Annotated in this window: 10 protein-coding genes and 1 tRNA gene; 1 reads left to right on the plus strand and 10 read right to left on the minus strand. The window is 52.8% G+C overall.

Going from position 1 to position 11,888, the window contains the following annotated elements; all coding sequences use genetic code 11:
- Positions 1–48: 48 nt before the first annotated feature.
- The 6 genes from O0S09_RS00935 to O0S09_RS00960 form a co-directional block, all read right to left on the minus strand.
- Positions 49–1,131: a hypothetical protein gene (locus O0S09_RS00935; protein WP_268922007.1), complete on the minus strand. Its 1,083-nt coding sequence runs from the start codon at positions 1,129–1,131 to the stop codon at positions 49–51.
- Positions 1,132–1,157: 26 nt separating this feature from the next.
- On the minus strand, positions 1,158–1,655 hold the full coding sequence (locus tag O0S09_RS00940; protein ID WP_268922008.1) for a hypothetical protein: 498 nt from the start codon (positions 1,653–1,655) through the stop codon (positions 1,158–1,160).
- Positions 1,656–1,730: 75 nt separating this feature from the next.
- Positions 1,731–3,197: a preprotein translocase subunit SecD gene (locus O0S09_RS00945; protein ID WP_268922009.1), complete on the minus strand. Its 1,467-nt coding sequence runs from the start codon at positions 3,195–3,197 to the stop codon at positions 1,731–1,733.
- Positions 3,194–4,096 (minus strand): protein translocase subunit SecF, encoded by a 903-nt coding sequence (locus tag O0S09_RS00950; protein WP_268922010.1) that lies wholly within the window; start codon positions 4,094–4,096, stop codon positions 3,194–3,196. Before O0S09_RS00950 ends, O0S09_RS00945 begins: the two co-directional genes overlap by 4 nt.
- A 73-nt stretch (positions 4,097–4,169) precedes the next feature.
- On the minus strand, positions 4,170–4,988 hold the full coding sequence (locus tag O0S09_RS00955; protein ID WP_268922011.1) for an EFR1 family ferrodoxin: 819 nt from the start codon (positions 4,986–4,988) through the stop codon (positions 4,170–4,172).
- Between the two features lie 102 nt (positions 4,989–5,090).
- A complete protein-coding gene (locus O0S09_RS00960) occupies positions 5,091–6,017 on the minus strand; it encodes an FkbM family methyltransferase (RefSeq protein WP_268922012.1) in 927 nt (308 codons plus the stop codon).
- A gap of 106 nt (positions 6,018–6,123) precedes the next feature.
- Here O0S09_RS00960 and O0S09_RS00965 point away from each other — a divergent pair, with 106 nt between their 5' ends.
- A complete protein-coding gene (locus O0S09_RS00965; RefSeq protein WP_268922013.1) occupies positions 6,124–6,468 on the plus strand; it encodes a ribbon-helix-helix domain-containing protein in 345 nt (114 codons plus the stop codon).
- 383 nt (positions 6,469–6,851) lie between these two features.
- On the opposite strand, the gene O0S09_RS00970 is transcribed toward O0S09_RS00965, so the two are convergent.
- From O0S09_RS00970 to oadA, 4 genes are all read right to left on the minus strand, one after another.
- Positions 6,852–7,943, minus strand: a complete 1,092-nt coding sequence (locus O0S09_RS00970) for a Fic family protein (RefSeq protein WP_268922014.1) — start codon at positions 7,941–7,943, stop codon at positions 6,852–6,854.
- 534 nt (positions 7,944–8,477) lie between these two features.
- A tRNA-Met gene (locus tag O0S09_RS00975) sits at positions 8,478–8,551 on the minus strand.
- A gap of 73 nt (positions 8,552–8,624) precedes the next feature.
- A complete protein-coding gene (locus O0S09_RS00980) occupies positions 8,625–10,127 on the minus strand; it encodes an acetyl-CoA carboxylase biotin carboxylase subunit (RefSeq protein WP_268922015.1) in 1,503 nt (500 codons plus the stop codon).
- Positions 10,124–11,869, minus strand: a complete 1,746-nt coding sequence (gene oadA, locus O0S09_RS00985) for a sodium-extruding oxaloacetate decarboxylase subunit alpha (RefSeq protein WP_268922016.1) — start codon at positions 11,867–11,869, stop codon at positions 10,124–10,126. The genes O0S09_RS00980 and oadA overlap by 4 nt, the downstream gene beginning before the upstream one ends.
- Positions 11,870–11,888 lie beyond the last annotated feature (19 nt).

An 11,888-nucleotide genomic window follows, 5' to 3' on the forward strand; every position in this document is an offset into this window, starting at 1 on the left:
AACACCGCCACTCAACAGCTTCGCTTCACCAGAAAAAAATTAAAAATTTCACCGCCGCAGATACAGCAGCACGGCACCCGCTGCGGCAAGAACTCCCGCAAACGCGAAGGGGGATGACTGCTGCGGCGCGGTTGGAACGGTCGGGGAAGCAGTCGCCTCCGTAGGCGGCGGTGTCACCACCTCAACCGTTGCGGTCGGTGTCGGCGTCCAGACCTCCGCCGGCAGCCGGGTCACGTTCTCGGCAAAGCCTACGGCGTAGTAAGAAAATCCCGGAGACTTTGCGGCATACCAGTCCATACCCGCCTGCTGACCGGACCCTTCCCAGACATAGGACGTCTCCAGTTTTTCCCACGCATCCGTATAACGGAGAAGTTCAATATCATAGCGCGGATCAAATCCCGCATCGGTCACCACCCCGACCGGCACACCAAAGAGGAAATCGACCTGTTCAACTGCCTCATCCGGAATATGCTCGACCTTCATGTCGTAGAGTGCGGTGTAGGGCTGGGACGGGGTCGGAACCGGATTTGCGGAACTCTGCGGCACGAGCACGATTCTTGCATTCTGCGGAATCACTGTACCGTTCGTAGTCACCGAGATTACCCGGATGTAGGGGGCATCATAGGGATTGCCGAAACTGAAGAGCCCTTTTGTCTTTCCCTCCTGCAAAACCGGGTACGCATCAGAGAAGATCAGCGTATAGCGGTTCGGATACTTTGCATAGATGGAATCTTCGTAGGAGTCGCCGCCCACGTCACCGACGTTGAGGTGCAGGGTAATGGTTTTCGGCGCGCCGTTGGTGTAATAGACCGCCGGTACGTTATAGGTAACAGAGTACAGACCCTGCACACTCCCGAAGTTCAGCTGGACGATCTCTTTCCAGGAAGGTTTCATCGGGTAGAGATTCGGCACGGTCACATCCCAGGTACCGCCCGGGTACTGGGTTGCCCCTATCCAGACGGTACTGCCGTATGGGATGATAACGGTCGATCCGCCCGCATAGCTTTCCGCGGGGGATGAATCGGCATACCCGTCAAAGGAGACGGTCAGCGTATCATCATACGGAACAGCCGCTGCCGGTACTGCAAGCAGCAGGACTGCCAGCACGAGGAGAAGGTATCGGTGATGCATAGTAGTCCATGGGCGACGGAATTATATTAACTTCCTGATAGGTTCAATAACCCGCTCAGCCGGTCAAGGGAATCCTGCATACGGGTGAATGCACCGTCCCAGTCAATGTTGCTGATGGTGGTGTTTTTGTCCCGGTTGGTTAAGGGCATGTTGAAGACCTCGTCCATGAAAGAGGTAAGATTCGAGCCCGCATCATTCGCATCCGGCGTGATGAGGCCGGAGCTGTTGACAAAGGACATGTTCAGCCCCCCGCCTTCATCCAGAATGCCGGAACTGATGGTGTCGGCCTCGGCCCGGGTGACACCGTTTTTGGAAAAGACCATTCCGAAGAGTTCCAGCTTCACATTGAACTTCTCGTCCAGAGAACTGTTGGAGAGCATATTTTCGTACACCGGTGTTATGGTAATTTTGCCGATGCTCTGGTTGCCGAGCATGATATCGGTGGTCTGATCCCCGATACATCCCGCGGAAAGTACGGCGAGGACGAGGACTGCAAGAACACCTGCGGCAACCGGAATTTTCATACAGATGTGTTTGTGTCTCTGGGGAATAAACATTTGGCGAACGGCTGCCGGAAAAAAATTTCAAAAAAATATTTTTTATTTGGCCATGATGTCCATCACAATCTTACCGTAGGCAGGTCTTGTGATGAGGACACCAATCAGGATACCCAGGATGCTGATGATGGCAAAGCCCTTCAGAGTCGAGAGGTCCATTACAATCAGCGGGAACATGGCGATGACCACCGTTGCTGCTGACGTCATGATGATGGCGAGAGCCCGCGTGAGACGCTTCAGGTACAGCGTCGGCGACGGAACCTTTCCTTCATGCACCACCTCGTCGGTGATGATCACCAGCTGATCAATACCGGTTCCAAGCACCGCAATCAGTGCGGCGATTGCAGCGATGTCGAGCTGCTGGATGAAGACTGCGATACCGAGCAGAATGATAATTTCTGCCATGTTGGTTGCAATCATCGGCAGCACAATCTCGGCAACCCGGTACCGGAGATAGACCATGATGGCCACTGCGGCAAGAGCTGCAAGTCCTGCAATCAGACAGACGATCTTGAAGTAGTCGCCAAGCGCTGCGGAGGTTGAACCGGATCCGGCAATCTCCACCTGTACCGGCAGTGCACCGGCACGCAGGTGAATCTCAAGCTCCTGCGCCTGCTGGTGTCCTTCCTCGCCCGAACCGGTTCCGGCATACAGACTATTGACCGTGTGGGTTGCAATCTGTATTGCAAGATCATTGGAGAGCGGGGCGCTGTACACTTCGGCACCGTCCAGGTACATGTTCAGGTTGTGTGCCTGCGGGTTGGTGGTTGCGCCGTACTGGATACAGGCCTGCTGCAGTGCTTTTGCACCGTCGTTGTTCAGGTTGAATCCGACACCCCAGTTGTTGGAGCCTGCCGGGTTCTGCGTCGGGTTCTGGACGGATGCAACCGAGTCTCCGTAGAGCACGTGGGCCGTTTCGTTGCCGGTCGTTACAATCCGGATCTCAAAGAGACCCTGCTTTCCGACGATCTCCTGAGCGGTCTGCATGTCAACGCCGGCCATTTCGACACGGACGTACTGCGCAACACCGTTGGCGTTGGTTAAGGTGTTGACTTTGACATCGTTCGTACCCAGGCTGTTGACTTTGGACTCCAGAATCCGTTTCACGGTCTCGGCAGTGGTCGTGCCCACACCGTTTTCGTAACTGATGAAGGTTGCACCTGCTGCGGCGGTTGCGGCGCGGAGTTCCTCTTCGGTTGCTTTTTTCTGGACTTCGAGATGGTACAGATCGATTGGAACAACGGTACAGTCAAGGGCTTCTCCCATTTTGGCTGCAACATCGTTTACGTCTGCTCCGGCACCGATGGTGACAACTTCTGCCTGGAACTCAAGCTGAATCCAGGATCCTCCGTCGAGGTCAAGGCCGAACTGGAGATTGGTCATGGCATCGCCGCGGTCGCCCATCGGTACAAAGATTGCGGCAAGTGCGATGATTACGAGAACGATGACCAGCAGGACACGGAGGTCTTTGATTGTGGCAAGCCATCCGGATGTTTTCTTTTCGCTCATGATTTTGCCCCCTTAATCTTTGGTTTATTGTTTGCGGGCTGTTTCTTTCCCTCCTCTTTTTCCATGTAGAGACGGAGGACACCAGCGTTAAACGCCCAGGTGAAGATCATATCACAGATAAGGCCGATGACGAGCACGGCGGCGATGTTGTAGAGGGTCGGGACCTGACCGATGAGGGCAACAATCAGCATGGCGACGATTGCGGCGAGCGTTGTCGTGGTCATGATGAATCCGGTATGGAATGCGCCGGCCATTTTGTCGACAAGTTTTCCCTGACGTTTGAGTACTTTACTGGTCAGGAGGATGTTGCTGTCGACCGAGTATCCGATGAGCATGAGAAGTGCTGCGGTTGTCGCAAGCGACAGTTCGATGCCGAGGACATTCATGACGCCTGCGGTGATGGTGATGTCGGCGACTCCCGCAAAAACGACGGTGGCTGCCGGGATGAGTTTGCGGAATGCAATGAAGACGACGATTGCCATGCCGATAAAGGCGAAGAGGAGGGCAACCATTGCCTGGGACTGGAGCGTTGCACCGAAGTTGGCGCCGATCTGGTCGATGCTTGCGTCAGGGTACTTGGCGAGTGTTTTTTCGTTGAACTCCATCATTTCTTCGTTGGACATCGGGCCGAATTTGATGTAGTATCCGGCACTGCCGACTCCTTCGTCGATGGAGGTCAGGGGGTATCCTGCGTAGAATGCAGTAATCTGGTCTTTGGTATCGGTGGTGTGAATTGTGACCGCGGTACCTCCGGCAAAGTCAATGCCGGGGGTGACGGGCATGCCGGTGTTTGCGAAGGTGAACACGACAATGGCCGCGGCAACAAGGAAGATCAGAAACGGGATGAGCATCATCCGTTTCGGATCGTATTTGTTGATATCGTACCGGGGAAGTTCCATGGTTTATTTATATTGATTTTCAAAGGATATAATAAGTCATGCCTGTCCGGCGGGAGGGCTGAAAAATAGAGGGTTATTCTTGGTGTTTGCTGCCGGATGCGCCTTTCTGGGCCCGCATGTCGGCGGCGGTTACGTTGGGGTGGTGGTATCTGGGCCGTTCGTCGGTTTTGCCGCCGCAGGAGATGGCTTCTACGGGGCAGTACTGGAGGCAGGCAAGACAGCCTTCGCAGTGGTCAAGCCATTCTTTTTTGCCTTTGGGAAGTATCCGGATGTTGTTGACGGGGCAGATATCGACGCAGAGCATGCAGCCGTTGCAGTTTGAGCTGACGACGAATTTTTTGCCGAATGCGGGGATTTTTTTCATGAACGGTTTGTACATGACGAGCCGCAGCAGTTTTCCGGTTGGGGTGAGGTCGATATGCCGCGGGCGCCGTTCGCGAACTGCTTCGGTGAGGACGGCGACTTTTCTGAGTGCGTCTTCGCGGATGGTTTTCTGTTCGGGTTTGGCGGGCGGTGCGGAGAGGGGGATGTAGTTGTCCGGCATGCGGATCCACCATGCGGCGTTGAGGTCGTGACCGCTCTGTTTAGTGAGGGCGGATATCTGGCCGGTGGGGGAGCCGTATGTTCCTCCTTCGGTGACGACGGAGAAGACGTAGCCGGCGTCCGAGAGGTCGAGGATGTCAAAGAATCTGACAACGATGCCCGGCAGGCCCATGGCGTAGAGGGGGGAGATGATGCCGATGTTGGCGTCTGTTTCTGCCCGGATTTTTTCTCCGTCGAGGAGCAGCATGGGGATGGGGACGAGTTCGGTTTCCGGCAGCCGGTCGGCTATGGCGCGGGCAACGGCGAGGCTGTTGCCTGTTCCGGTGAAGTAGTAGAGTATTGTTTTCATGGCGGTGATCGGCCGGTCTTTTGGTATTGTATAGAGTCCGGCGTTCCTCCTGTTGGATATATTTGTCGGGCGCGTGGTTATAGATTGTGCTGGGGGAAAAAGTTAAGATGATTTTGTTGCTCGAATTACTCCATGGCGGAGATATGGATATTTATTGTCCAGAGACAATGTCGTGTAACCTGGTGTTTTGGAGGTGATAAAACCATGATTGCAGAGCAGTGCCCCCAGCACATCTTCATCATCTGCTTTATGATAGATGCAGGTTACTACTTTTTTGAGATCATCTGACGAGAGTATTTTTTTTGAGCCAAGAAGCACTTGTTTTTCGTATCCCTCCACATCAAGTTTGAGGAAGTTCGGATATTCTTTGTCTGCGAAGTAATCGTCCAACGTGATGTTTACTTCGTCTGTTATATCTGAGAGATACTTCTGGACGATGACTACTTTATCTTTCCATGGAGCAAATGTTGCTTTGAGCGGTTCCATCCATTGTTCTTCTGGTTCGAAGAGATAGAGCTTTTTACATTTCTCTACTATTGAGAGGGAAAAATTTCCTTCAGCAACACCACAATCCACAACAATGCTATTTTCATCAACAACAAAGTCCTCTGACAGGTAACAGTGAGGGGAGAGGAGATGCTGTTCTATTTCCTGAAGGCCAAAGTAATTGATTCGTATCTTTTGATCATCCCAATCGTTTGGAAAGTACAGTTTTTCCTCTCCAAGATACACGTACGGGAGATCGTATTCCTTGTCTTTGAATATCTGTATAGAGTTTATCTTTTTTCTGTTTTGAGGTGTGAATCTATCTGCCCATTCATATGGGAATGCTATGAGACCGTTCCGAGAGATATATTTCACTATATTTTGGATTTCCGTATCGTTTGAGTCTGAATATGCTGCGATTATTTTTTGGATGGTGGGTCTGTCATAATAGTGTTTGTTGTAATATTTCTGAATTGTTGGCAATAATGCATCTGGAATGACCCGTTTTCCAAAGTTTACAATTTTATGATTCATAGTCTCCATCACCACCTCCCAATATTTCAAATACAACTAATTGAATTTCAATGAATTACAAGGAATCATTTAGCGTTGCCACACTTAATAATTTCCCCCGACCCGTAGTACATATATGACCCGTTCCCTTCGGTCAGGAGAAAAACCCGAACAGATCAGCATGCGGATGCCCAAAGATCTGGTCGTCAAAGTCGATATCCTCAAAGAAAAAGAAGGAGTTGACCGCTCGGCCATCATCAACAAAGCCGTGCGGTACTGGACAGAAATCGAAGGAAACATCACCACCGACCACCAAATCCTCAACCGCCTCGACACCATCGAGACCAACACCACCGAACTTCGCGGAGAGATCGACAAAGTCATACAGGACTTCCGCAAAGAAAAGGATCAGCTGCAGGAACTTCTCGGCAAACAGCAGAACACCATCGACACCCTGCTTGCCATGCTCGCCAAAAAATAGCCCCCACTCTTCTTCCTGTACTGTACTCTTTAGTACAGTACAACGTAGTAGTAATAGTAGGAGAAAGAAAAAAATCCGGAAGGGCAGCCGTGTTACCGACGGGGTCGGTAACAAAATTGGCTTATGTTACGGACTTAAATCTCATTTGCCCTCATTTACACGGACTTCGTGATTTTGTTACCGGTGTTTTATCATTGTGCTCCTGTATCTGAAAGAAACTCTAACCACAGTACTGATTTTGCGGTAACAGAGGTAACAAAAACTCAAAAATTCGGGAATCAGTCTTCAAAAACATTTTCCGAAAATATTTGCGGAGATTTTTGTTACCTGCCTGTCGGTAACAAATCACCTCCGCCCGGCGTTTGCCGGCATGGACCGGCAGCCTACTCCTCATCAAACTTCAGCAGCGCAAACAGTCTCGTATTCACATAAATCCGCTCTTTTCCGATCCGCACCGACGCAAGAACCCCAATCTCTTCCAGAGCCTTCAGATACTTCATCGCCGTCTGCCGGTTCCCGATTCCCCGTGCAACCAGAAAGGCAGGTTTACAGTACGGCTGCAAAAATATCTCCTCGACCAAATCATAGGAGTAGATCTTCGGCAGTTTCTCTTTACAGACCGCAATCGTTTCATCCATCAGTGTTTTGATTGCAGAAATCCGGTCATAAGTCCAGTCCGCGGTTTCCCGGACCGCGTTCAGCATGAAAACAATCCACTCCTCCCACTCCTCGTTCTCAGTAACTCTCCGGAGACGCGAGTAATACTCGGATTTGTGCTGGATGATGTAGCGGCTGAGATAGAGCGTCGGAATATCAAGGAGGTCCTGATCGATCAGATAGAGGATATTCAGGATTCTTCCCGTTCTCCCGTTCGCATCGCCGAACGGATGTATTGCCTCAAACTGATAATGAATCAGCGCCAGACGAATCAGTGCGTCGGGTTCTCTGCCGCCGTTCATGTAGTCTTCCAGCTGGTGTATCAGATTCTCCAGAACGATCGGATCGTCCGGCGGCGTATACACACATCCCTCCGGGCCTTTGATGTAGGTACCTGTGTTCGGACTCCGGCGATCCGTCTCCTGGTCCAGCAGAACCGAACAGATGCGGGTAAGCAGAATTTCTCCCAGTTTTTTCCCGGATTTTAACTCGCCGACCCCGACGGCGAGTGCCTCCCGATACCGGAGAACTTCCTTTGTTGCCGGATCGATCTTCTCCTCCGGCACCGACAGGGCCGTGTAAAGGGCATTGCTGGTGGTGAAGATATTCTCAATCCGGGAACTCGCGGTTGCCTCCAGCAGCGGGATAGAACTGATGAGTATTCCCTGATTGGGAATGAGTTTGCCTGCCTCCCGCATCCGGGCAAGCGATGTTTTTGCCTCGGCACAGGCTCTCCATATCCGGATCGTCTCAATATCTGCCTTCGGGGGCAGGTGCGGCATGGTATTGTAGGGGATGTTTGGATCCGTATGTGCCATAGTCTCTGTGAGTAATTTGTCTGCCACCCATATCTATCTGTCGAAAAAATGAAAAAATTTCGACACGAGATCTTCGATCTGTTTACGGCGTATACTCATGTGCATACACCTGTCGAAAAAATGAAAAAATTTCGACACGGGATCTTCGATCTGTTCACGGCGTATACACATGTGCATATACCTGTCGAAAAAATGAAAAAATTTCGACACAAGATCTTCGATCTGTTCACGGCATATACCCATGTGCATGCACTCTTTCCCAGGGTCTCCCCCCGCTCCGGTATGATAAACATCCCCTGCAGACACATAATGATGTTGTGACGACCATCAGTCTGTATGACTATAGAGCACAAGCCCGAATTATTCTGACATGATAACCATCCGGATCAGCCGCGCAACCCGGGAAAAACTCAGGAACGGAAACATGACGTACGATGATGAAAATGCAGGAGTCGTAATCATTGATGCCATGGGAATAAACCAAACACATAAGCAAATACGATCTCTTCTAAAAACAAAAAACTCAAAAGAAAATGCTGCGAGAGGGATCCGAACCCCCGACTTCCAGATTATGAGTCTGGCGCCCTAACCAGCTAGGCCACCGCAGCAAGAAGTGCATTATAAGAAGGACGTATCAAAATATATACGTTACTGATTTCATCCCGGAAAAGAGAGGAAGAATTACTGCTTCCCCTTCGCCTGTTTTGCAGCCGCTGCTGCCATATATGCATTCACCGCAGCCGTTACTGCAATCGTCTTCTCCTTGCCCTTCCCCAGAGAATCCGCAAGCTGGTGCATCCGGGTCTCACTCTCCCGCATATACCGCGGCAGATGCTTCTTGACCTCCGGCTCCTCAAGGAAATGCGTGTGCGTGTTTCCTGCAATGAACTCCGGATTGTTCATAATCGCATAATGCAGCGGCAGTGTCGTCTTTACCCCGAGGATAACATACTCCATCAGCGCGCGGCGCATCCGGGCAATTGTCTCCTCACGGGTCATTGCCCGTGCACAGAGCTTTGCGATCATCGAGTCATACAGCGGCGGGATCGCATAGCCGACATGAATACAGCTGTCGATGCGGATACCCGGACCACCCGGCGACCGGTAGCGCGTGATCTTCCCCGCGTCGGCCGCAAAGTTGTTCATCGGATCCTCCGCATTTACCCGGCACTCAATTGCATGACCGCGGCAGATAATCTGATCCTGCGCATACGGCAGAGGCTCGCCTGCCGCAACCTTGATCTGCATCCGCACCATGTCCATACCCGTGATCAGCTCCGTCACCGTATGCTCCACCTGCAGACGGGTGTTCATCTCCATGAAATAGTAGTTCCCGTTATCATAAAGGAACTCCACCGTTCCGGCATTCTCATAATTACAGGTTTTCGCAACCGTGATTGCCGACTGTGTCATCCGCTCGCGCAGCTCCGGTGTCATGATCGGACACGGCGCCTCCTCGATCAGCTTCTGATGCCGGCGCTGAATCGAACACTCGCGTTCGAACATGTGCACCACATCACCCTTTGAGTCTGCGAACACCTGCACCTCAATGTGGCGCGGATTCTCCAGATACTTCTCAATGAACACTGTCGGATCGCCGAACGCGGACGCAGCTGTCCGCATCGACTTCTCGATTGCCTCGTCCATCTCCGCGGAACTGCGGACAATCGTCATACCGATACCGCCGCCTCCGGCAGACGCCTTCACAATCACCGGATATCCGATCGACTCCGCAAACGCCTTCGCCTCATCATGCTCCGTACTCCGCGTCCACGGCAGCACCGGCACCCCCGCATCCGACATCGCCTGCTTCGATCCGATCTTCGACCCCATCATCGCAATCGTCTTCTCCGACGGGCCGATAAAGGTAAACCCGGCCTTCTTCACCGCGCCGGAAAATGCCGCTTTCTCCGCAAGGAATCCGTATCCCGGATGGATTGCATCGGCTCCTGCCATATCCGCGACCTCAAGGATACGATCCATATTCAGGTAACTCTTCGTCGGATGCGCCGCACCAATCAAGAACGCCTCATCCGCATACTTCACATGCAGGGCATTTGCATCCGCCTCCGAGTACACCGCAACCGTCTCAATACCCATCTCCCGGCACGCACGCATCACACGGATAGCGATCTCGCCGCGGTTGGCGACCAGAACTTTATCGAAGTAGCGGTCTTTGTTCATTTCACCACCACAAGCACGTCGCCGCTCTGGACAACCGCACCGTTCTCCACAAAGATCTCCGTAACTGTTCCGTCAACCGGACTGACCACCGGATTTTCCATCTTCATGGCTTCCAGCACCAGCAGGGTATCGCCCGCGGCAACCTTCTGTCCCATCTGCACCTTAATATCAAGCACCATTCCCTGAATACTGCTCTTCACCCCGCCCGGCACATCCCCGTGCGGCGTCTGGCGCTTGCCCGGCTCGGAACTACCTGCAGCAACCGACTCTCCCTCAACCGACAGAATCCGGACCATGAACACCTCGCCGTCCACCTCAACCTCCATGGATCGGGGAATATCAATGTCAACCGGCGCCGCTGCCGCCGCGGCTCCTGCCGGAACAGCCGCCGGCAGAGGCTCCGCCTTCTTCTCACCCTTCAGGAATGCCGGGGCAATTGCCGGGTAGAGAATATACGTCAGAACATCCTCCTCCTTTTTGATCAGACCCTGACCCTCGGCATCGGCCTTCATCTTCTCATAGATGGGGCCGAGTGTATCCGCCGGCCGGCAGGTGATCCGTTCCTCATCACCGATGATCGAGGCAACCAGTGCGGCATCCAGCGGTGCCGGGGACTTGCCGTACATACCTTTCAGATAATCGCGGACCTCGTTTGTGACCGTCTTGTAGCGGCCGCCCATCAGAACATTGAGAACAGCCTGGGTTCCGACGATCTGCGACGTCGGCGTCACGAGCGGCGGGTAGCCGAGATCCTTTCTGACCGCCGGAATCTCCTTGAGTACCTCATCCATCTTGTCAAGGGCGCCCTGCTCCTTTAACTGGGAGACGAGGTTGGAGATCATGCCGCCCGGAAGCTGATAGATCAGCACATCACTGTCGATCCGGACCGAGATCGGATCGATCAGGCAATCGTATTTGCATCTGACTTTCGCCGCCGCGTTCTTGATGTCACGGAGCGTGGTCAGTTTGATGCCCGTATCGCGTTTGGTACCAACGAGGGAGGCAACAATACTCTCCGTTGCCGGCTGGGACGTTCCTCCGGCAAACGGCGACATGGCGGTATCGAGAATATCGACACCCGCCTCAATTGCCGCCTGATAACTCATCGGCGCAATCCCGCTGGTTGAATGGGTGTGCAGACAGACCGGAATATCGATCCGTTTCTTGATACCGGTAATCAGGGCACGGGCGGCCTCGGGCATAATAAGACCTGCCATATCCTTAATGCAGATCGAGTTGCAGCCGAGGCTGTACAGCTCCTCGGCCATCTCAATGAACCTGTCCGTACTGTGGACCGGACTTGTCGTGTAGCTGATCGTTCCCTGCAGATGTTTCCCCTCATTCTGCACCGCGGTCATTGAGCGCTTCATATTGCGGATATCGTTGAGCGCATCAAACACACGGAAGACATCAATGCCGTTTGCGGCGGCGGCAGCGATGAACTTGTCAACCACATCATCGGGATAATGTTTGTAGCCGACAAGGTTCTGACCGCGGAGCAGCATCTGGATCGGTGTCTTGACAAAGATCGTCTTGAGATCCCGCAGGCGTTCCCACGGATCATCGTTCAGATACCGAATACAGGTGTCAAACGTTGCTCCTCCCCATGCCTCGACGGACCAGAACCCCGCCTTCTCCATCGCGGCTGCGAGTTCGAGCATATCTTCGGTGCGCATCCGTGTTGCGGCAAGCGACTGGTGTGCATCCCGAAGGGTTGTATCAGTAATATTGAGCTTTGTCATGGTTGTCTCCCGGTCTGCA

The organism is Methanocorpusculum vombati (genome assembly GCF_026891935.1).
GTDB classification, from domain to species: domain Archaea; phylum Halobacteriota; class Methanomicrobia; order Methanomicrobiales; family Methanocorpusculaceae; genus Methanocorpusculum; species Methanocorpusculum vombati.